The following is a 22,477-nucleotide window of genomic DNA, read 5'->3' on the forward strand; positions in this document are numbered from 1 at the left end:
GCATGCTTCGCTTTCTGCCTTCGCCTTTTGCCCTTGATCTCTGCATTAACGGCACGAATTCGCAATTCTTGATTATTACCTGATTATGGACCGTTTGTTCCTCTCCTTACAAAACGACAGCTCACGAAAACAAAAGCCCCTTCGCATGAGCGAAGGGGCGAAATCGTTTCTGGTGCAATGAAAATGAAACGCGCGCTATCCGACGATGATCTTCTCGCCCGGACGGATCTGCGTCGGATGCTTCGCGACTTGCGGGTTCAGTTGCAGGATCTCGTTGTAAGCGGCGACGTCCTGCTCGCCGCGCGTCATATGGCGCTGATCGTCGCGTGCCACGTGCGCGGCATCGAGCAGCGATTTCCGATTGCGCTCGGCGATGACCCATAACGAATCGTTTTCGACGACGAAATACGCTTTCGGCGGCGCCGCCGTGTTCTTCGGTTGCCCCGTGGATGGCTGTGCCGAAGGCGTCGGCGGCTGGGTCGGTGTCTGCGTAGGCGTGACGGGCGCCTGCGTCGCGCCAGCGCCTGGCGTGCCCGTCACGCCAGGCGCCGGCACGGCGGACACGCCCGGCTGCGGCGCATTGCCGTTGAGATTCGCGCTCGCGTGATTCTGCCTGTTCTGGTTGTTACTGGAGCCGCCGCTGAAGAAGCTCTGGATCAGCGTCCCTGTAAAAATGCCGACGGGCACGAGCGCGAGCATCGTCGGGAAGCGGTCCATGCCGGGCGTCGCGTTGGGAAATTGCGTATGCAGGCGGCCCGCGCCGAGTATCGTCGCCGACGTGATCGCGATGCTGCCCAGCCACGGGTGTCCGCTGCCCAGTTGCGCAATCCCGCTCGCGAAGCCCGCCGCCGTCGCGACATAATCGCCTGCTGCCTGCGCGAAGCGCGTCGAGCGGAAGCGCTTCTCCGCATTCACGTGGTACGCGCTGTTGAAGTACACGATGCCCGTGTAAGTCGCCGTCAGCCCCGCGCCGATCGACGTCAGCAGCGGCGCAAGCGCCGGGTGTCCGACGAAGGTCGCGACGTTCGTCGCCATCGTCGCGCCGTAACTGATGACGGCCGCGCCACGGCCCAACAGGCCGAAGTGATGACGGGGACTGCCGCGATGCAGGCCCTTCAGCGACGTGCCGCCCACTACGGCCTGCATCTGCGCAAGCATGTCGGCTGCGATCGCCTTCGTATGCGCATGCGCTTCCTCGAAGGTCAGCATGCCGGCGCGCTGCATCGCGCGCAGCTGGCCCGCCTTGACCTTGCCTTCTTTCGCCAGCAGCGCAAGCTGCTCGACGCGCTGCTTGCTGATCTCGTTCGGCCCCAACTGCCTGCGCAAGCCGCGTTCGAGCCGGTCCACCACAGCGTCGAACACGCGCGGATCGCCGTTCTTCAGGCTCTCGACGGCCCCCTGATGCAGCGCCTGGAACACGCGCCCGCCTCGCGTGCCGGCGAGCAGCGACGTCGTGGTCTGGTGCAGCCCTTCGCTGCCGAACGTCTTCAGCAGATGCAGCGCGTTGCCGCCGAGAACCCCCAGCGAAGGCAAGCCCGCGCCGACCAGCGCGCCCGTCTGGATCAACCCCTTGCGCCCGCCATAACGGCCATGCACGCGCAGCGCGTGCAGTTCCGCGCTCGCGCGGTCTTGCGGGTCGATCGGCTCGGCCGTCAGTTGCGCCGCCGTCTTGCGGCTCGCGCTGATCGGCTTCGTGCCGTCGTTGCGCAACGCCGGATCGCCGACGACTTCGTCGCGCCAGTATTCGACGGGATCGGTCGCCGCGCCCGAGGCAGGCGCCGGCTTCGTCTTCACGGGCGCGAGGTTCAGATGCACGCCGACCTCCGCGTCCCAGTCCTTTGCGAAATCGCGCGCGAGGCGCTGTGTCATGCTCGCGCGGTCGGCCGCTCGCCAGTCCGGCGACGCGAAATCGATCGTGGCCTTGCGCGCGCGGTTCAGCAGCGCCGTCGTATTGCCTTCGCATAGCTGGCAGCGCAATGCATCGATTTCTTCGGGCGTCATGCCCTCGGCGCGGCCCAGGCGCGCGACCTCCGCGAACAGCAGCTCCTGCTGATCGGCGAGCGTCTGCTCGTTGACGCGCTCGAACACGCGCGTGAGCGCATCGGCGCCATGCAGCCGCGCGAGCCTGTCGGGCGCGCGGCGCGCGTAATCGACGATCGTCCGCGCGAGCGACGTCGTCAGATCCTGATTGGCGATGAAGTCGGCCCCGTGCGTGCCGTACGACAGCCCCATATGCACCCAGTCGAGCGCGCCGCGTTCGAGCACCGCCCTCAGCAGCTTGACCTGGCCCGAGCCCGGCACCGATTCGGGCACGGCATCCCAGCCGTGGAACGTCACCGTCACGGTCGGCGCGATGCGGTCGGGATGATCGATCGCCCACTGTTCGAGCGCGCCGAAGGTGCGCACGTACTCGTGATAAGTGTCGTCGGTACCCGCCTGGAAGCGCCGGTCGCCCTTCGCGACGAGCGCGCGCGACGGCGCCGTCTCCAGCCGGATCGCAAAGCCCGCCTTCGACGCCTCGTCGAGCCAGCCATGCAGATGCTGCAACTCGTCCAACGCGAGCGCCTTGCCGTCCGAATCGGGCGCGGGCTCGATCACGTTGTGTTCGGCGTCGTACGTCGCGTGCTGCTGGTCGCCGAGCGCCTTCACGTCCTTCAGGAACTCGCGGTCGTGGCTCTTGCCGAGCGCGGCCGCGAGCGAATGCGGATCGACGACCAGCGACACGATCGGCATCACGCCGCCGTAACGCTTCACCTGCGCGGTGAAAAGCTTCGGGTCGTCGCGCAGCGAGTACGCACGCGACATCGGCGCAAGACGCCGCTGCAACTCCGGCGCGAGGCGCACGAACAACTGGATCATGCGCCGGTTCGCCACTTGCGCGACGCTGAAGCGCCGCCCGAGCCTTGCGCCGAGCATCGGCACGCTGCGAAACGGCATCGTCGTGACTTCGCGCGCGACGTACAGCGCATTGCCAAGCGACGTCCACAGCTTGCTGTCGACCATCACGGTCTGCGCGGTGCCCGTGAGCTTCAGGCGGCGCTCGTCGGGCAGCGAGCGTCGTGCGTTGTACGCCTTGACGAGCGCGTGCGTCGCGAACCATTTCTTTGCATCGGACGAGCCGTGCCGCAGATTCGACTCGGCCACCGTGGTACTCGCGAGGCCTGGCTGATAAGGCTGGATGTCGAGCGCATCGGCCGATTGCGCGAAGGCTCTGAGCGATTTCCCCGATTTCCACGCGACGCTCACGCGGCGTTGCGGATTGAAATGGTCGATCTCGTTCTTCGCCTCTTCGATGCCCTGCCTCAAACGTTGCGACACGGCTTGCAATGAACGCGCCCTTGCACCACTCGCGCCGCCCGCGCCGTTGCTCCGGCGTGCCTTCAGCTGCGCCTCGAACTCCACCTTGCGCGTGCGCGCCGCTTCGAGCTGCGTGGCGCCGACGTGCTCGAAGAACTGTTCGGGCTTCAGGTTCGTCACGAGAAAATGAATGTTCGCGCCATAGCGTCCGCGGCCGATCGGCATCTGGTCGACAGGCACGCCGCGCGCATCCGGATTGTTTGCCTTGCGCAACTCGTCGAACCACTGCAACGATTCCCCGCGCCTCGCAATCACGCCGATGGGACGGGTCAGCGCCTTCACGAGCGGCCCCTCGGTGTCGTACACGTACACGTGATGATCGGCGGCAAGCGCGTCGCTGTCGAATGCGCGTTGCAGATGCAGCGCGTTCTGTCCGCTGAAATCGGTTGCTTCGAGCGGTTTGTCTTTCGCGGGCAGCAGATTCGGCGCAAGCAGCGCATCGTCCTGCGCGGAGCGGGCGGCGGCACGGGTCATGGCCTGATTGACGGCTTGCGTCGCCGCCTGCTGACGGCGCAGCAACGCGACGGCCTTGCGCGCCGCTCTGCCGACATGGCGCGGCGCGTTCACTACGAGCTTCGTGCCGATTTCCATGCCGCGCTGGCCGACGTCGCCCAGCTTCATGCGCGGCGGCTTGTCGGTGTCGATCGTCTTGCCGTCGGCGGCGGCCTTTGCGGCCTCCTTGCCCAGAAAGCCGCCCAGGCTGTCGACGCGCGACGGTTCGAGCGCGCTGACGGCGAACTTGACGCCGCGCCGTCCCGCGCGGTTCACGGGAATCCCTTTCGCGCGGCGCCGGAACGCGTCGCTCAGATCGTGTGGCGCGATCTCGGTATCGCCGAACGGCGTCTTCTCGTGATAGCGCCAGGTGGGCTCGAACGACGTCGCCGCGGCAACGAGACCTTGCGCCACTTCCGCATCGGACTTGAGCGTCGCGTAGCCGAGCACCTTGCCCGTGTTCTCGTCGATCGCGTAGATGGTCTGTTGCGTGTCCGCTTGCGCGGCCTCGGCGGCGAGCTTCGGACGCCTGAAGGCGGCCTTGTGCGCATTGGCGAGCGCGGCGATGTCGTCGATCACCTGATGGTCGATCGCGCCGTTGCTGCGTGCGGCTTTCCATGTCTGCCGCGTGTTCGACGCCTGTATCTCCGACGCGCCGCCAAAGCGTGCCAGCGTTTCCGCCGACACAGGCGACACATAGAAGTCGTAGCGCGCGCGTTCGTTGCGCCCGGCGCCGCCGGAGCGCAACAGCTTCTTGAGCGTGGATGAGCTCAGCGTTTTGCCGGGAAGCATCGCGGGCGCGCCGAGCTTGCCGTGCGCATCGGTTTTCATCTCGGCGAGGAACTCGGGCTGAATGTGTTCGCCGCCGTCCGCCGGCCGCGCGCTCTTTCTCGCGATCAGCACATGCGCGCTGCGCCCCGCTTCGTGCTCGAGTTCGTTGAGCTGCGGCACATGAGCGCCGTCGATGCGTGTCAGCTTGCGCAGGTCGTTCGCGTCGAGCCACGCGCCCGCCTGGTCGGTCAAGCGTTGAGCGGGCGCGGCCGCTGCCGTCGAGCGGGCAGGCGCGGCCGTCGAACCGGCCGTCGCATGAGGCGCCGCGCTGCCCGCCGCCGCAGCCGCGCCTGCCGCAGCGCCACTGCCGAGCGCGTTGCCCGCATTCTGGCTGCGCGCCTGCTTTTCGTACATCTGCCGATAGTCCGCATGGCCGGGCAACGACGGCTTGACACTGCCGAACGCATCGGCGAGCCGCTGCATCGATGCCGCGTCGTTCGCGCTCACGTGGCCGTATGTCTGCTCGATCGCATCGGGCAGTTTCAGCTGCGCGCCGATGTCGACGTTGCCAGGCGACGCCGCCTTGATCTGATCGCGCACGGTGAACGCGTTCAGCTGCGCGCGCGCCTCGCCGGCGAGCGCACTGTCGACGTAGGCATCGACACTGCCGGGATCGAGCCCGGTCCCGCCTTCGATGAGATCCGTCGCATGGCCCGCTTCGTGCGCGAGCGCGTAGACCATCGCGCCCGCCTGCTGGAACTTGCCGTCGATCACGATGCGCTTACGCCCGCCATCGACGCGGCTGCCCTCGCCCGCACGTCCGCGCACCGCCTTCCAGCCCGCCTGCTTCCAGAGCCGCATCTGCTCGCTCAACAGATCCGAATGGCCGACGAGATCGAGCGCCTCCTTCGGAAGCGGTGCGCCGCCGAAGCGCATGCGCACACGCGTGATCAGCGCCGGCTTCTGTGCAAACGCGTCGGGCTGCAGCACTTCTTCGGCTTCGGGATGCGCCAGTTCGATATCGCCGTCGCTCACGCCGCGTTGCGGCTTCGTTTGCACGGAAGGCGTTTCCGTCTGCTCGTCCTGCTGCTGACGCTCGACTCTCGCGCGCGCAAGCCCGATCAGCTGATCGATTCTCGCGAGGCTTTGGGGCGTAGGCGGCGTTTCGGGCGTGACGGCTTGCGCATCGGCCAGATCGAACGTGCCGTCAGCGCGCACGAGGAATTGCAGGTCCGTGATCTCGATGTTGCGCTCGACCAGCCAGTTGCGCGTCGCGCTCAGGCTGTCGATGCTTCGCTGCGTGAAAAGGCTCGTGTCGTACACGGACATGTAGCCGCCGCGCGGCGCTTTGAGCGCGGCCGTGGTCAGCGCCCGGTCCGATGCGCGGTACGTGTCCATCACCAGCGCGGGCAAGCCATGAATCTGCGTGACGCCGTGAATCTTCGCGAGATGCGGCGCACCGAGCGTCTTCAGCTGGTCTGTGAGCGCAATCATGCGCTCGGGCGAATCGCGCGTCAGCGCATCCGAGGACCGGTCGCTGCTGCCCGTCCGCATCACGTGATCGCCGATCTCGCGGTACACGACGACCGTCTTGTCGTCGAGTCGCAACGCCGTCTTCTCGCCGCCCGCGCCGAGCAACATGCCCAGATGAGCATGCGGATCGATCGGCGAACGCGAGCCGTCGGCGTGTGTCACGTGGAAGGCGTTGGCGCGCGCGTCGAACTCGACGGGACCGTCGAGCCCTGTGTCGATGCGGCGCGGCGCGAGCGTCGCCCACTCGGCGGGTGCTTCGGGGCGCGGCGTCAGCACGTAGCTACCCGTTATGTCGGCGACAGCCTGCGCGCGCTCGAATCCGTGCGCATTCGGCCGTGCAATGGGCACGACGATCGCGGGTTGATCGTCGAGCACCCAGTCTTCGAAGAGACCGTCGTGCAGTGCCAGTTCATGCGGCGACCCCGTGAGCAGCACATCGACGAGATCGTCGGGCAGTTTCACCGCGCCCTTGAGCGGCGCATCGCCCACTGCGCGATTCAGGTTCGCTTGTCGCGCATCGCGCAATGCAGTCAGTTCGTGAAAGTCCGTCGGCAACGGCAAGCCCTCGGGCGGCACGTTGCGCGCATCGCCTGAGTCTTCCGTATGCGGTGCGGGCATCGTGCGCGCTGCCTGTTGTGCGTCGCGTGCGTCGCGTGCGTCGCGTGCGTTGCGTGCATCGCCTTTTGCGCGAGCCGCGCGGTCATATGCATTGCCGTAGAACTCGGCGTACGTGATGCCGTCGCCACCCGACACGGGCGACGCGCCGAACGCGTCGGCAAGACGCGCAACCGTGCGCGTGTAGCCGTTCTGCGGCGTCCACGCATCGGCCTCGCGCTGGATCAACTGGGGCAGGCGCACGTTTCGCGCAATATCGCCGCCGCTCAGCAGATTAATCTCGTAGCGCGCTTCGAACGCGTTGATCTGCGCGCGTGCTTCAGCTTCGAGCGCCTTGCGCGTAAAGCGGCTGCGTCCGCTGTAGTCGAGGCCTGTTTGTCCCTGGATCGATTCGACGGCATGCTTCGCCTCGTGCGCGAGCGCATACGTCATGCTGCCCGCGTCGCGTAGCCCGCCATCGAGCGTGACGCGACGGCGCTGCGTATCGACGCGGCTGCCGCTGCCTACGCGCCCGACTTTCACGCGCCAGCCGCTATCGTTGAGCATGCGCAGCTGCTGCGCGAGCGTGCCGGATTGCTGCGCCAGCGCGCTGACTTCGTTCGGCAACGGCGCGCCTCCGAAGCGCATCTGCAGACGCGCGAAGAAACCGGGTTGGGACGCATCGGCGGGCGCGTCGACTTCCATCTGCGGATGCGCGAACACGAGGCTGTCTTCGTCGACGGCATTCGCCCGCGCGTTGTTTTCGCGCGCAACAGGCGCCTCTTCCTGCTCTTCGGCATGCGATGGCTGTCGCGCCACATACACGCCCGCTCGCGGCGGCGCTTCTGACTCGCGCGCGCCCGGCACGGCCTCATCCGCGCCGACGTTCGCATCGATCACATACAGCCCGCTCGCGCGACGCACGTAGCCCGCTGCGGCGGCCGGCGTGCCTGGCGCCGTATCGACGGACGTCGCGCCGTCCGCTTCCGGCTGCGTTACCGTACGCGCGGTTGCGGCGACGATTGCGGTCTGGTTCAGTCCGTTCGTGAACTGCGGCGCGCGCGTGCCAGTCATGCCGTCGTCGAGTACGACGATCGGCTCGTCCCGCGAAGCGGACCGGTCGACGGCTTGCCGCAACGGCGCGGCGCGCGCTTCATCTGCTGCTGGTGTGGAATCATCGGGCTTCTTCGACGGCGCGACAGGTTCGCTCAGCGTGTGACGCACGACATACAGCGTGCGATTGCCTATCTCCGTCTGCTCGACCACGGGTGCGGGCATCCGCAGTTGGCCTGTCGCGATGCCCAAGCCGTTGCTGTCGGCGGCTTCGGGCGACACATCGATCCTGTTGAGCACCGACCAGACGACGCGCTGCCGGAACGTCGTCGGCGCCTGCGCTTCGTCGGCATTGCCGCGCGCGAGCGGGTCATCGACACGCCGCCAGGCCGCCGCGCTCGCGGCACGGCTGCGGCGATCGGTGCGCATCGCGACATCGGCTTCGCTCGCGTCTTGCCGGCTGCGTTCGCGCACTCTGTCGCCCGCGCTCGCCGATGCGCTGCTCGTGTTGCGCGCCGTCGCGGCGGCGCTCTGCACCGTCTGCGCATCGACGCTCTCGTTTCGCGGCCGCGCGACGGGTTGCGGCGTGCCCGAGTCCGCGCTTGTGTTCTTGCTTGCGCCTGCTTGCGGCGCCGTTTCATCCGGCACAGTCGCGGGGCCGTCGTTCGACGATTCATCCGGATTGCGGCCCGCAATCTGCGCAACCTTGTTCGCCGCATCTTCCGGCGACGCGAGTTCATCAGGATGACTGAGCGACAGCCGATCCGACAAAGACAACTGACCGTCCTCGTCGACCGTGACGCGCTCGCTCGTCTCGTAGCTCTTCAGCGATGGCCGGCGCACGAGATTGCCCGGATTGCGATCGAGAATCGAGATGCTGCCGTCGCTGTCGAGCACCGCGCCGCTGCCCGTCTGCGCCGCGCGCCCCGTGTTGCCCGCCGCGTTGCCGCGATTGAGCACGCGCACGGGCAAGCCCTCGTAGGTCAACACGCGGTCGCCCGCCATCAGTGTGCCGTCTCGCGCGACCGTCACCGGATGACCATCGAGCGTCGCCGGCGCGCGGTCGAGCGTCAGCGCGTCGGTGCGCGCGGCGACGCGCGCGACACCGACCTGCTGACCGTCGAGCGACATCGTCGTGCCGTCGGTGCCGCGCGCGGCGAACTGCGAGAACTTGCGCACCGCGCCCGTCGACGTCGCCTTCAGCACGTCATGTCCCTTGAGCAGCGCGACGTTCATCACGAGCGACGACACGTCGCGCGAGATGTTGCCCTTGCCGGTGAAGCTGTCGTAGACGAGCTGGCCGCCCGCTTCGATCGCGCCGCCGAATGCCGTCACCTTTGCCGTGACGTTCGTGCCTTTGGTGAGCACGCTCGCCGTCTTGTCCGCGTCGAGGCCGACCGTCGTCACGGCCTTCGAGAACAGCTTCGTGCCGACCAGTTCCGGCACCGCCTTCGCCGCGCCCGCCGCGCCGAGCGGCACGAGGTTGATGTAATCGGCGCGCGCGCCCGCGTCGAGCGGGCTGATCGTCTGATCGTGATACGCGCGGTCGGCGAGATCGTAGCCCGCGTTGACAGCGGCGCCCGCCGTCGCACCGATGATCATGTCCGTGCCGACGACGTCGAGCGCAACGCCAAGCGGCGCAGCGACGCCCGTCGCGTCGAGTATGCCGCCCGCCACGTCGAGCACGACCCCGCCGATCAGCGTGCCAAGATTCACATTGCTCGCGCCTATCGTGTGCAGCGCGCTTTGCAGGAAGCTGTCGTGATGCGCTTCGCTCTGCTTGACCTGAAGCGTGCCGTGGTCATAGCCCGTCGCGATGTCGACGGTGCCATCCGACGACAGATGGTTGTGCTCGATATAGTTGTCGACGCTCGAATATTGCGCGCCCGTATCGTCGATGTAGTGCGTATCGCCGCCGCCTTTCGGCGTCACCTTGAAGAGCGCCGTCTGCACGACGCCTGCATCCTTTTGCGCGTAGACCATCGGCAGCACGCTCACCTGCGCGTCGTCGCCGCCGTACTTGTGAATCTCGCCGTACACCGAGTCGATGGTCTTGAGCGCATCGCCGTCGTATTGCACGCCTTGCGCGGGCGCATTCTTCATCGTCGGCAGGCCGAGCGCCTGTCCGATCAGATTGCGCTGCGCATCGGGCGTCATCTTGCTGAAGTCGTACGCGGCGCCCTTGTTGGTGGCGGCGCTCATCTGGTCGAGCATCGAGTGAGACATCTCGCTGCGATGCGACGCGTAGAACTCATCGAGCGCCTTCGCGTAATCGGCCTTGTCGGAATCGCTGACGGGGTTCAGCAGATTGTCGGCGAGGCCTGCCTGGAAGTTGTCGAACAGCACCTGCTGATGCGTGCCCTCCGACATCAGCGACAACTGGTTCACGCGATCGTTCGCGTTTGTCACGGCGGCGCGCGCATCGGCAAGCTGCTTCGAGTACGGATTGATCTGATACGGCACCTGCACGTCGAGCGATACGTTGGCGGGCGCGGCCGTTTGTTGCGGCACATTGAGGAGCGGCGGGAGCGGCGTCTGCTGCGTGCCGCCGCCGTGCGTCTGGTTCCATCCGTCGTACTGGATCTGCGCGAGTTGCAGCGTGTCGTTGGCCTTGCCTAGCGTATCCTGCGCCAGAGTGAGCTGGAACTGCGTCGCGCGATCGGAGACAGCGTCCGTCAGCCGCTTGTCCGCGGCCTGCACCGCCGATGCGATCGTCTTCACGCCTTTGATTTCGAGCGGCATCGGATCGTTCGCGACGCACATCGTCCGATGGTCGTACTGGTTCTGCATCCCGTTCGCGGCGTCGCCATATTGCGCGGCAAGCGACTGGCCATACGCGGCAACGAAGCTGTCATGCGAAATGCCCGCCTGCGTTTGCGCCTGATACAGCGTGTTGCCCGCATCGTTGAGCGCGGGGTCGCCGTCGGGCTGCAGGTTATGCAGATGCGGATTCGCCGCATACGCAGCGCGCGAAGCCTGCTGCGCGGCATCGTAGTCGCTCTGCGCGGAACCGGCCGCGCGCTGGTCGTAGAGCATCTGCAGATAGGCGCCGCTCGTCTGCGCGTTCGTCTGTGCGTGCGTCAGCAAGGTCTGTTGCGCCGCGACCGTCGTGTTCATCACCGTGGGACCGAACTTGCCGGACACGGCATCGTAGGTCTGCTGCACGTCGGCGAGATGCGACGCATCGCTTGCCGCGCTGAGGCATGCGTTCGCGTAGTTCGCATCGTCGGCGGCCTGGCTGAGGTTGGTGTCGGCCGTCTTCGCGTCGACGGGCGGCGGCGCGTTGACTTCGAGGCCGAGCGGCGCGAGCTTGTCGTTCAGTCTCGCGAGCCCGCTGTCCATCGCGCCGCTGTAGTCCTTGTCGGATGCGTGCGACTGCAACTGCGCGTACGCAAGATTCGAGTTCGCGATGTCGGCGCTTTCGCGGCCTTGCGCCTGGCTGTATGCCGCCGACGCCTTCTGCCACTTGTCGTAAGCGCCCAGTTGCTCGGGCGTCTTGCAGTCGCTCGCCGACGGCGGGTTTTTCGGATCGAAGCCCGGCATCGCTTTCTGCATCGCGGCCGTCGCCGCGTCGTAATCGCTTTTCGCAGGCGCGACGGCACTCTTGTCCGCGTCCGCCTGCTGCGCGTAGGCGATCATGTAGCCCGCGTCCGTCGTGACTTCGAGCTCGCGCCCCGCCGCCGTGGTTGCCTTGTGCGCGTTGTCGTAATCGGTCTGCGCCTTGTTGATCGACGTCTGGCTGGCCGTCGGGTCGCCTTGCAGACCGGTGAGGGTCGTGTACTTCGTCTGCTCGTCGGTGGCGGCGTTGTCGTACTTCGTCTGCGCATCCTGGATCGCGGACTGCGCGGCCTTCGTGGTCGGATCGTCGACGGTTATGTCGGGTGGCGGCGGACGGTATTGCGCGGCGAGCGTCTGGATCAACGTCGTCGCATCGTTGATTTCCCCATTGGTCGGCTTCGACGGGTCCGTATTCGCGTTGACCTGCACGGTGATCTGCGGCGCAGCGGGAGGACGTTGCGTATTCGGCTGAGTGACCGTCTGCGGCAATTGAGGCTTGGGCTTCGGAAGCGTTGCGTCGAGGAATTGCATCCAGTTGACGCCCATGCCAACGCCATCGATTTTGAGCATGCAAGTCTCCGTACGACGGGCCCGCGTGCGCAAACGCGGGAACGAACGAGGCCATGCGCCGCGCGCGGCGCTGACTTCGAGTGTAACGAGCACGGATGGCGTCTAAAGGGGGCGATCTCGTAGCGGGATGCGGGCGCGGGCGGGATAGCGCCGCGTCCGCTACGAAATGCGGTGGCGTACGAATCGCACGAAGCAAAACAGAGCGCTGCTGTCTGCGCACGGCGATGCGTGCGCAGACAGCGATGAAACAGTGGCCTTCACATGATGCGCTTGCGGCGTAGCGCCCGGCTCACGGGTTCACGCGACGAGAACTACTAGGCTTGCGGTTCGGCAAGAATCTGCTGGATGGCCTGCTCGAACGCTTCGGGCGGCTGTCCGCCCGTCACCAGATAGCGCTGGTTGAAGATGATCGACGGCACCGACTGAATGCCCAACGACTGAGCCTCGTTTTCCTGTGCACGCACATCTTCGGCATAGTCGGTGCTTTCGAGCACGGCACGTGCCTGCGCTGCATCGAGCCCCACCGATTGCGCGGCTTCGACCAGCACATCATGATTGCCAGGGTCCTTGCCCTCCGAATGATACGCATGCAGCAGCGCGAGCTTGAGCGGCAATTGCTTGCCTTCGATGCCGGCCCACTGTAACAGCCGATGCGCATCGAACGTGTTGTACACGTGCTCGCGCGGCCCGAACTCGAAGCCGACGCTTGCGCCGCGCTCACGGAGCGTCGCTTGCGTTTCCGCGATCTGCTCCGGCGTGCGTCCATATTTCTTGCCGAGATAATCGACGATGCGCTCGCCTTGCGGGCTCATCTCAGGATTCAACTCGAACGGATGCATGACGATCTGCGCATCGACCTCGTCGCCGAGACGCGATAGCGCAAGCTGCAATGAAGACAGGCCGATAGCGCACCAGGGACACGCGATATCGGAGACGAAATCGATTCTGAGCGGTTGGGTCATTGGCCTTTCGATCAAGGAAGTTGGTGGAGATCAGCCCACCTTAACAGAATCCGGCGAGATCGTTTTATGCCGCGCCGCAGCACACCTGTTCGCTCGCGAATCGTCGCCCCAGGTGGCGGCCCGCGCCGTTTTCACGAATAATGGCCGGACAACTGTCGCAGGGAGGACGGACATGGAATATCCACCCGAAGCCATCCGCACCATTGCGTTGGTCGGCCATGCCGGGTGCGGCAAGACCTCGCTGATCGAGGCGCTGCTGCATCAGGGAGGCGCGATCCATGCGGCGGGCAGCGTCGACAAAGGCTCGACCGTCTGCGACTTCGATCCGCTGGAGCGCAAATACCACCACTCCCTGACCTCCGCGATCACCCACCTGCATTACCAGAACACCCGCATCTACCTCGCCGACACCCCGGGCTACCCCGACTTCTCCGGTCTCTCGATCAGCGCGCTGCCCGCTGTCGAAACGGCTGCGATCGTGATCAACGCGCGCACGGGCATCGAGATGACCACGCGCCGCATGATGGCGTGGGCGGAAGCGCGCAAGCTGTGCAGGATCATCGTCGTGAACGGTATCGACGGCGAGAAAGTCAATTTGCCCAATCTGCTCGAAGAGATTCAGGAGACCTTCGGCAAGACCTGCCTGCCCATCAATCTGCCTGCGCAAGGTGCACAAGCGGTGGTCGACTGTTTTTTCAATCCGTCCGGCGAAGCCGATTTCCTGTCGGTCGAATCCGCGCACGACGCGCTCGTCGATCAGGTGATCGAACTCGACGCGAAGCTGATGGAGCTTTACCTCGAACAGGGCGAAGCAATCGAGCCCGAGCAGTTGCACGAGCCGTTCGAGCGCGCGCTGCGCGAGGGACATCTGGTGCCCGTCTGCTTTACGTCGTCGGCGACGGGCGCGGGCATTCAGGAACTGCTCGACGTGTTCGTGCGGCTGCTGCCGAATCCGCTCGAAGGCAACCCGCCCCTTTTCTATCGCGACGTCGATGGCCGGCGCGAGACGGTGCAGGCCGAGCCCGATCCCGAGAAGCACGTGCTCGCGCATGTGTTCAAGATCGTGATCGACCCCTACATCGGCAAGATGGCCGTGTTCCGCATCCATCAGGGCACGGTGCGGCGCGACAGCCAGCTTTATATCGGAGACGCGCGGCAGCCGTTCAAGGTCGCGCATCTGATGATGTTGCAAGGCAAGGACCACGTGGACGTCACGGAGGCCGGCCCCGGCGACATCTGCGCGACCGCGAAGGTCGATGAGATCGGCTTCGATGCCGTGCTTCACGATGCGCCCGAAGACGGCAACATCCATCTCGCGCCGCTCGCGTTCCCGACGCCGATCTACGGTCTCGCGATCGAGCCCGAGCGGCGCGGCAACGAGCAGCGTCTGTGGGAACTCCTGCAAAAGCTCGCGGCGGAAGATCCGTGCCTGAAGATCGACCATCCCGTCGGCACCAACGAAACGGTCGTGCGCGGGCTCGGCGAACTGCATCTGCGGCACATGCTCGAACGGCTCGCCGATCAGTACAAGCTCGCCGTCATCACGCGGCCGCCGAAGATCGCATATCGCGAGACCATCGGCGGCAAGGCCGAGGGCCATCACCGGCACAAGAAGCAGACGGGCGGCGCGGGACAGTTCGGCGAAGTGATGCTGCGCGTCGAGCCCCTGCCGCGCGGCGCGGGCTACGAGTTCGTCGATGCCGTCAAGGGCGGCGCGATTCCGGGCCAGTTCATCCCCGCCGTCGAGAAAGGCATCTTGCAGGTGATCGAGAGCGGACCGCTCGCGGGCTTTCCGATGCAGGACGTGCGCATCACCGTGTTCGACGGCAAGAGCCATCCCGTCGATTCGAAGGAAGTCGCGTTCGTCACGGCGGGCCGCAAGGCGTTCATCGATGCCGTGCTCAAGGCCCAGCCGATCCTGCTCGAACCCATCGTCGATATCGAAGTGATGACGCCGGAAACGACGATGGGCGACATCATCGGCGATCTGTCGGCGCGGCGCGCGCAGGTCCAGGGCACGCGCAATCTCGCGGGGCACGCGGTCGTGGTGGCGGGCAAGGTGCCGCTGTCGGAGCTAGCGGATTATCAGTCGCGCCTGAACGCGATTGCGGGCGGGCACGGCAACTACAGCATCGAACTGAGCCACTACGATCCCGTACCGCCGAACCAGCAGGACAAGCTCGCTTCGCAGTACAAGAAGCAGAGCGACGCGGCGTAGCAGGCATCGCGCCCGCACGTTTCAGTGCGTCAGTGCGTCAGTGCATCGGTGCATCAGTGCATCGGTGCGTCGGTGCATCGGTGCGTCGGTGCGTCGGTGCGTCGGTGCATCAGCGCATCGGTGCATCAGCGCGATCGGCTTCGCGCGCTCTTCTTCGTGCTCGCGGCGCGAGGCGCATCTTTGGCCGGCGATGCAATGCCGCCTGTCATCTGCTCCATCCACGACAACGCGTCGACATACGACAGGAACTGCTGCAGATATCCCGGCGATAACTCGCGCATCAGCGAGAGCGACCGGTGCACAAGGCTGCTCGAATTGAGCGGCCCCGCGTTGCCGGGCACCTGTTCGAGCGACTGGCGCAACTGCTTGTCGGCGCTGAGCTTCGACCAGGTTTGTCTAAAGTAATCGAGTGTTTCTCGCTGTGGGTTTGACGAGACGCGTTGCTGTGCATGAGTAGTCAGCTGGCTGTTGACTTCCGCCGACGAATGGCTCGCCGTGATGTAATCAGCAAGCTTGCCTAGCGGGCCGCGAGCGCGCGCAAGGCTGTTGCCAACCGCATCGGCATCTGCGTCGGCATCGCATGCGGCGTTCTCGCGGTCCAGATCAGCGGCATAGGCGTCGAGCAGCGCCGACAGGCGCTCGTCGAGAATACGCCGCGCTTCGCCGTGATGAGCGGCTGCACGCCGCGCCATCGCGTCGATGAAATGAAAGCGCATAGGGTCGAGACGATCGGCGCGTTGCTCGCGCCATGCGTCGAGTGTTGCGCGCGCGTGGGTTTCCCCTTGCAAGCCTTGCTGAGCTTGCTGGCCGTGCATCTCGCCGTCCGCGCCACCTCGCATGTCGCTCTCACTCACGGCGCCCGCCCGCCGCTCGACGAAGCTGGCCTCGGCACCGCCGCGATTTCGACGCGCCGGTTCCTGGCCCGTCCCACGTCATCGGCATTCGAGCTGACCGGTTGCTCCGACCCGAACGCCGCGGCAAACACCGACGAAGCGGGGATGCCCGCGTCGATGAACGCGCGCGTCACCGTCAGCGCGCGCTGCGCCGACAGTTCCCAGTTGTCGGCGAAACGGCGGTTGCCCGCGCGCACCTGCTGGTCGTCGGCAAAGCCGCTGACCATCAGGATCTCGTCGCGCGACTTCAGATAGGTGGACAACGGCCCCGACAGGCTCTTCAACAGTTCGCGGCCCTGCGGCTGCAACTGGTCGGAGTTCAGCGCGAAGAGCACGCTGCCGCTGATGCCGATGCGTCCGTTGACGAGCGTCACCCGCCCCGCCGCCAGCGGCCCGGCGAGCGCCTGCTCGAGCGTTTTGCGGCGCTGCGCTTCCATCTGACGCTGCCTGACCTCGTCGTGAAGCCTCGTCGTCAGTTCGAGCTGCATGCCGATGACGCCCACCAGGATCAGCACGAACGCACCCAGCAGCACCGACATCAGATCGCCGAAAGCCGCCCAGATGGGCGTCGTCGGCTCCATGCCGCCGTCGATTTCGTCGTTCATGCCGACTCGGCTCCCGCCGACGCCCGCTGCGCGGCAAGCTGCTGCAGGTCTTCGACGATCTGCTTCTGCGACAGCATGCTCAGATCGATCACTTCCTTCGCCTGCGCGACGTAGTAGGCAAGCTGCTCGTCGCTGCGCATCAACGACTTGTCGAGCGCGGCTTCGATACGCTGCAGGTGGGCCGTCAGCTTGTCGTTCGACTCGCCGAAGAGCTTCACGGCCACGCCGAACGCCTCGCCGAGGCTCGCTACTTCGACGGCGCTGCCCGTGACTTGCGCGGCCACGTCATTGAGCTTGCGGGTTTCGGCCTCGACCTTGTCGGTGAACTGCGTGCCGACGCGGGCGAGCATGTCCGCCGACGTCGCGACGAGCGCATCGACGGCCGTGCGCTGTTCGGTCGACGCGTGGTTCACGGCGTCGAGCAGGGTATCGAGTGTTTCGAGCAGGCGGCTGCGCTCTTCGAGCATCGCGTTGTCGCGCGCCATGCTGTCCGTGAGCTTCTGGCGCAGTTCCGCGATGACTTCGGCCGCGGCTCGCGGCGCTTCCGACGCGGCCTGCACGAGCCGGGAAATCTCCGCGATCGTGCCGCTCGCATGCGCCTGCGTCTGGGCCGAAATGTCGCTCGCCGTGCGTGCGAGCGTGTCGCAGATGTCCTGCTGGCGGGTCGCGGCGCGCGCGCCCGCTTCTTCCCATTCCTTGCTCAGCGTCGCGGCGACTGCGCCGAGCGACTCGCGCCACGCCTCCAGACGCTCTTCGTCGCGACCGGCCCATTGCGCCTGCAAATCGGCGTGCGACTGATCGACGGCGCGCAGCAGCGCCGCCGCGTGCTGCTCGAATGTCGCCGCAGCCGTCGCGAGCGCGTGATGGTTGCGCTCCGCGATGGACTCGCTTGCGCGCTCCTGCCGCGCAAGCGCGTCGTTCCACGCTTGCGAGACGCCGCCCGCCGTGGCTTCGAGACGCGTCGACACACCTTCGAGCAGACCCGCCGAGCGTTGCTCGAAGGTCTGCGTGAACTGATCGAGCGACGCGCGCAAATCCTGCACCAGCGATTCGCTCGACCGCTGATGTCCTGCAAGCGCCTTGTTCCACAGGTCAGCGACGGTCGTCGTCGTCGACTGGAAGCCGCTCGACAGCCCGTCGAGCTGTTGCTGCACGGCGTTCGTGACGGTCTCGCGCAACGCGGCCATCTCGCGCGCGTGACCGGCCATCGTGGCCTCCATCGCCGGTTGCAGCGCGGCGCCGGCAGCGCGGGCGCTCTCGGCCGCGCTCTCCTTCAATGACTGCGCCACCGACGACGCGAGGCGCGCATACGCCGCTTCCGTCTTGCCGTGGAACGCGTGCTGGCTGGCGGCGAGGCGCTCGTTCAGCGCGAGGCTCTGGTGCTCGATGGCCGTCATCATCGTCTGCAGACGGTCGACGAGCGTCGGCATCATCTCGGCCTGCCGCTGCATGAGCCCGAAGGTGTCCTCGCGCTGCTGGCTCTGCGAATAGATGCGCAATGTGGTCGCGATCTTCGCGTCGAGCTGTTGCGCGGCGTGAGCCCGCTCGCGACGGCACAGCGCGGAGAGCAGCCCGAGCATCGCGGACGTCGCGACGCCTGCAATCGACGTGCCGAACGCAAAGCCGAGCCCTCTGACGGGCGCCGCAAGCGACTCGCGGATCGCCTGAAGGTCCGTCGCGCTATCGAGCGCCACGCCCGTGCCGCGCAGCGTCGTGACCATGCCGAGCAGCGTGCCCAGCATGCCCAGCAACACCAGCAGGCCGACCAGGTACGGCGTGAGCGCCGGTCCCGGCAACGCGACGCGCTCGCCCTCGATGCGCAGACGCACCGCGCTGCGCAAGCTGGCATGCAGCCCGTCGAGCCAGGCGGACAAACGGGGCGGCGTCCCCGACAGATCGGCGATGGCGGCCGTCAGCGTCGAAGTCGCCTGCTGATAGCGGTGCAACTCCAGCGCGCCCGCCACATAACAGGCGGCAATCACCATCGTGACCGTCAAGGCCAGCAGATTCGATCCGACATAGCCCGCGCCGACCCAACCCACAGCAACGAGACCCACCAAAAACACAACGACAAAATCAATGCGATATCTGGACATGTTGTCCCAGTTAGCTGATGCGAAGGGCCGCGAGCAACCCTTCGACCGGTTGAAAACGAATCTCCAGTTCGGCGAGCAATACGCCCTGCATGTCCTTGCGGAACACGTCGAGCCACGCGCCGGGCTTGACGGCTGCTTTGGCGCCTTCAGGAGCGTGGGTGTCCGCCAGTTTGTGCAGCGCGTCCTGCTCGGCCTGGCGCAAGCGCTCGAAATGCGTGCCGAGCATGCCCGGCACGGCGGCCAGCACGTTGTGCTCGCGCGCGCCAAGCGCACGCTCCATGATCGCGTCGACGACCGCGAGCCGCGTCATCTCGGGCGTCTTCGCTGCCAGCATGCTCCGCAGCCGACCGCGCAGATTGCCGATCGCGGTTTCCATCGACTGCTGCATCGCCAGATAGCGCTGCCGGAAATCCGCGTAATCGGGGACCGGTTCGGTCGGCTCGCTCTGCGCGGACAGCGGCACTGACCCGCGCCGGCGGGCCGAAGCGGACGCATTGTCGCCAGCGATGGCTCTCGCGAGCGATGCGCGCACCTGCGCGCATTCGCTGTCGGCGCTGCCGTGCAGCCGCGAGCCGCCGGCGACGGCGGGCGGATTGCCGTTCAGCGCCGTCGATAGCGCGATCGCGTCGGTCCAGCCGAGCCATTGGCTCAACTGGTCCGACAGCGACTGGCTGGATGCGGGAACGTCGACGGCTGTCAGGCGGGCCAGCAGCCGGACGAGCGACGGGCCGCTGACGGCTGCGCGCTGAGGGGCTTGAACCATACAACCGGAATCGTAAAAAGGCAGCAGTTTACACGCTGGCGGGGTGGCCGCCGCCAGCCGGGAACGATTTCGGCGATACGAAACCGGACGTTGACCGCGAAAGCCCCGTGCATCAAGGGCGAGCGAGGTTCATGGCCGCCATTGCCCGATGTGCAACGGCGGCCATGTGCGCTCCATCGGCCCGCGCTGATTCGGCTGATTCCCAGCGTGGACCGCGCTAGCTCATCGTCAGCACGACGCGAAAGCGCGCGGCGCCGCTCATCATGCGATCGTAGGCTTCGGCGGCGCGTTCGAGCGGATAGGTCTCGATCATCGGCTTGACGCCGGACAGCGCGCTGAACGCGAGCGTATCCTCCGAATCCACCGATGTGCCCGACGGCCAGCCCTGCACCGCGTTGCGGCCCATGATGAACTGCACGCTCGGCACCTCGATCGGCTTCTCCGCGACGCCCACGATGATCAGCTTGCCGTCGAGCGCGAGTCCGCCGAGCGTGGCCGTCATCGCGTCGCCGTTCGTCACGGTCGCGAGCACCACTTTCGCGCCGCCCAATGCGCGCAGCGCGTCGGCGACATTCTGCGTGCGGCTGTCGATGTAATGGTGCGCGCCGAGCTGCTTCGCGAGCGGCGCCTTGTCCTCGCCGCGCGCGATCGCGACGGTGCGGAAACCCATCCGCTGCGCGAATTGCACGCCCAGATGCCCGAGGCCGCCGATGCCGAGGATCGCGACGACATCTCCCGCGCGCGCCCCGCTGTTTCGCAATGCATTGAATGTGGTGATGCCCGCGCAGAGCAGCGGCGCCGCATCCACATCGTTGAGTTCCGCCGGCATGCGCGCGAGCGCTTCGACGGGCGCGACCAGGTATTCGGCGTATCCGCCGTCATAGCTGATGCCCGGCACCTGCGCGTTCTCGCACACGACGAAGTGGCCACGCCGGCAATTCGCGCAATGCCCGCAGTGGCCGCCATGCCAGCCGACACCGACGCGCTCGCCCGCCTTCCACCCTTCGACGCCCGCGCCCAGCGTATCGATCACGCCCGCCACCTCGTGTCCCGGCACGCGCGGATACTGCAAGCCCGGCCACAGCCCATCCTTCGTCATCGAGTCGCTGTGGCAGATGCCGCACGCCTGAACCTTGATCAATACATGACCGGGACCGGGCGCGGGCACGTCGCGCTCCACGATCTCCAGCGCCCCGCCGGGGCCGCCGACCTGTACCGCTCTCATCTTTCGCATCGAATTTGCTCCAGTCGAAGAACAGTCACTCCAGCGCGGCCAGGCTCGCGTCGGCCATACCTTCAGACACGCCGCATCGCGACGCAACCGGCTGGTCCGACAGGGATAGTAGGTGGAGAAGCGTGCGCCCGCAATTGAACGGTCGAATCCGGGCGACCCCAGGCGCTCGCCGATGGCAATCTCGAAGGCGATGGCCGATGAACGCTGGCGTGCTTACGCGGAGCCGATTTTTCCGCGGCGTCTTTGTCGTGTGAACAGGTTGTACAGCCACTCGCGGCCATTGACGACCATCATGCCCGCGAGCACGAGCACACTGCCCGCGAGAAAGCCCGGATCGAGCCGCTCGTGCAGCAGCAGCGCGCCCATCGCGACGCCGAATATCGGCGACATGAACGACAGCACGCCCAGGCGCGACGCAAGGTAGATTCGCAGCAGCCAGAACCAGACCGCATAGCTGACGAAACAGACGACGATCGCCTGAAACCCGAGACTCGTCCAGACGAGCGGCGTGCCGTGAAAATGGAACTGGCCGGTGATGGCCGCGAACGGCAGCAACACGACGAAAGCCCATGCCAGCTGATAGAAAAGCGTCTGCGTCGCGGGCGCTTCGCTGAGACGCGTCGCGCGAACCGCGACTGTCGTCATGCCCCACGCGGCGCCACCGCAGATGCCCATCAGGTCGCCGAGAATCCAGTTCGACGACGACGGATCGCCGCCGCCCTTCGCGCCCGGGCCGACAAACGTGACGACGATACCGACGAACGCGATCGCGATGCCCGTCCATTGCATGCGCGTCAGGCGCTCGGAAGGCAGCGCCATTTGCAGGCCGACTGCGGCGAACATCGGCGCGGTGTAAAGGAACACGGCCATGTGAGATGCCGTCGTCCATCGCAAGCCTTCGGCCACGAACAGAAACTCGGCGGCGAACAATATGCCGACCAGCGCCCCCGGCCTCAGCGCAACGCCCGGCAGCCAGTTGTCGCGGACGATCATCCTGCCGAACACCCAAACCAGCACGGCCGCGACGCCCGAGCGCATCGACACCTGAAGCAGCGGCGAGACATCGCTCGCGATCGATTTCATTGCGACCTGTTGCAGGCCCCATATGAGGCACAGAATCACCATGCTTGTAACGGCAAAGCCGTCTAGAGTTTTTCTCATTGATGTTCGTCAGCAGGTCTGGTGCGAAGCTGATTTGCTCATGGCTCGCGAAAGGAGCTAGATTTTCGGCGATTAGCGCTGCGATGTCGAATTTGCGCTCGCGCTGGCGCGGCTGTCACGCTCATTGCGGACGAGTCCGGCGTGCTTCGAATAACGGCTTTCGTGCCCCAGGTCGACGGGCGTGCCACACGACATCGCTATACTCTCGGACTTTCATTATTCGCGTCGTCGCGCACCAAGGATTCACTATGACCGCATTGCCCCCTTGCCCGAAATGCCATTCCGAATTCACGTATGAAGATGCGGGCGTCTTCATTTGCCCCGAGTGCGCGCATGAGTGGACAGCGCAAGCCGCGGGACCGGCCGAAGCAACGGCCAGGGTCTATCGCGATTCAGCCGGCAACGTGCTGCAGGACGGCGATACCGTCACGGTCATCAAGGACCTGAAACTGAAGGGATCGGGCGGCGTGATCAAGATGGGCACCAAGGTGAAGAACATTCGTCTGGTGGATAGCGATCACGATATCGACTGCAAGATCGACGGCTTCGGCGCCATGAGCCTGAAGTCGGAATTCGTCAGGAAAGCATGACGGGTTTTACGCCATTGCGATTCTATG

Annotated in this window: 10 protein-coding genes; 2 read left to right on the forward strand and 8 right to left on the reverse strand. The window is 66.0% G+C overall.

Translation table 11 applies throughout. From position 1 onward, the window contains the following. Positions 1-195 precede the first annotated feature (195 nt). Both GCT13_RS25730 and GCT13_RS25735 read right to left on the reverse strand, forming a co-directional pair. Positions 196-11,928 (reverse strand): LWXIA domain-containing protein, encoded by an 11,733-nt coding sequence (locus GCT13_RS25730; protein WP_152762914.1) that lies wholly within the window; start codon positions 11,926-11,928, stop codon positions 196-198. A gap of 314 nt (positions 11,929-12,242) precedes the next feature. Then, the gene (locus tag GCT13_RS25735) at positions 12,243-12,890 is read right to left on the reverse strand and encodes a DsbA family oxidoreductase (protein ID WP_152762916.1); all 648 of its coding nucleotides are present in this window, start codon (positions 12,888-12,890) and stop codon (positions 12,243-12,245) included. A gap of 172 nt (positions 12,891-13,062) precedes the next feature. Here GCT13_RS25735 and fusA point away from each other — a divergent pair, with 172 nt between their 5' ends. After that, positions 13,063-15,108 carry an elongation factor G gene (gene fusA / locus GCT13_RS25740; RefSeq protein ID WP_152762918.1) on the forward strand — a complete coding sequence of 682 codons (2,046 nt, stop codon included), beginning with the start codon at positions 13,063-13,065 and terminating at the stop codon, positions 15,106-15,108. A 125-nt stretch (positions 15,109-15,233) separates the two neighbouring features. On the opposite strand, the gene GCT13_RS25745 is transcribed toward fusA, so the two are convergent. From GCT13_RS25745 to GCT13_RS25770, 6 genes are all read right to left on the reverse strand, one after another. Next, entirely contained in the window at positions 15,234-15,923 is a 690-nt protein-coding gene (locus GCT13_RS25745) for a DUF2894 domain-containing protein (RefSeq protein WP_152763068.1), read from the reverse strand. A 35-nt stretch (positions 15,924-15,958) separates the two neighbouring features. After that, complete coding sequence (locus GCT13_RS25750) at positions 15,959-16,606, reverse strand: OmpA family protein (protein WP_152762920.1); 648 nt, start codon at positions 16,604-16,606, stop codon at positions 15,959-15,961. After that, the gene (locus GCT13_RS25755) at positions 16,603-18,702 is read right to left on the reverse strand and encodes a DUF802 domain-containing protein (RefSeq protein ID WP_152762922.1); all 2,100 of its coding nucleotides are present in this window, start codon (positions 18,700-18,702) and stop codon (positions 16,603-16,605) included. Before GCT13_RS25755 ends, GCT13_RS25750 begins: the two co-directional genes overlap by 4 nt. A gap of 10 nt (positions 18,703-18,712) precedes the next feature. After that, positions 18,713-19,465, reverse strand: a complete 753-nt coding sequence (locus GCT13_RS25760) for a DUF3348 domain-containing protein (protein ID WP_152762924.1) — start codon at positions 19,463-19,465, stop codon at positions 18,713-18,715. Between the two features lie 217 nt (positions 19,466-19,682). Beyond that, a complete protein-coding gene (locus GCT13_RS25765; RefSeq protein ID WP_152762926.1) occupies positions 19,683-20,699 on the reverse strand; it encodes an alcohol dehydrogenase in 1,017 nt (338 codons plus the stop codon). A 213-nt stretch (positions 20,700-20,912) separates the two neighbouring features. After that, positions 20,913-21,860 carry a DMT family transporter gene (locus GCT13_RS25770; RefSeq protein ID WP_152762928.1) on the reverse strand — a complete coding sequence of 316 codons (948 nt, stop codon included), beginning with the start codon at positions 21,858-21,860 and terminating at the stop codon, positions 20,913-20,915. 248 nt (positions 21,861-22,108) lie between these two features. Here GCT13_RS25770 and GCT13_RS25775 point away from each other — a divergent pair, with 248 nt between their 5' ends. Next, a complete protein-coding gene (locus tag GCT13_RS25775) occupies positions 22,109-22,450 on the forward strand; it encodes a zinc ribbon domain-containing protein YjdM (protein ID WP_090870449.1) in 342 nt (113 codons plus the stop codon). Positions 22,451-22,477 lie beyond the last annotated feature (27 nt).

The sequence above is a fragment of the Paraburkholderia franconis genome (assembly GCF_009362735.1).
GTDB lineage: Bacteria > Pseudomonadota > Gammaproteobacteria > Burkholderiales > Burkholderiaceae > Paraburkholderia > Paraburkholderia franconis.